The 579-nt window shown below is 75.0% G+C and carries 1 protein-coding gene; it reads right to left on the bottom strand.

All coding sequences use genetic code 11. The features are described 5' to 3' along the window. Positions 1 to 579, bottom strand: a 579-nt coding sequence (locus tag ASG00_RS18265) for a protoporphyrinogen/coproporphyrinogen oxidase (protein ID WP_235559520.1), incomplete at both ends; no start/stop codon positions are given.

Genomic DNA, 579 nt, shown 5'->3' with positions numbered 1-579 from the left:
GATGACTTCGACCACGGGGGCCGAGCCTGACACCTCGGGCGCGAGGGTCGGGACGAGGGGGGCGGCGAGGCGGCGGGACTCGTGCTCGCCGACCGCGAGGATCACGGCGTCCGCGGCGAGCGTCTCGGCGCCGTCGCCGTCGACGACCACCCGGAAGGTGTCTGCGCTCTCACCGTGCTCGATGCTCGCGACGGTCGCGTCGGTGCGCACCTCGACGCCGAGCTCGCGCAGGCGCGCGACGAGCGCGTCGGCGAGACGGCCCATCCCGCCCACCAGGCCGCCGACCGCTGCCCCGGGCGACGTCGTGCGACCTCCGACGAGCTCCGCGACCGCTCCGCTCAGCGACCCCGTTCGGGTGAGGGCCGTGTTGAGGCCGGGCGCGGCGAGATCCACGTCGATGTCATCGGGATGCGACGAGTAGACGCCGCTCGTCACGGGTGCGACGAGACGGTCGAGCACCTTCGCACCCATACGGGTGCGCACGAGGTGCCCGAGGCTGCGGTCGTGGCCGATCGTGAGCGGCGGCCGCAGGCGGTCGAGGTAGGCGCGCCAGGCGCCGCCCCACCCGATCACGCGGCG

The sequence above is a fragment of the Microbacterium sp. Leaf351 genome (genome assembly GCF_001423825.1).
GTDB lineage: Bacteria > Actinomycetota > Actinomycetes > Actinomycetales > Microbacteriaceae > Microbacterium > Microbacterium ginsengisoli.
The sequence above is the reverse complement of the archived record's forward strand: the minus strand, read 5'-3'. Positions and strand labels throughout refer to the sequence as shown.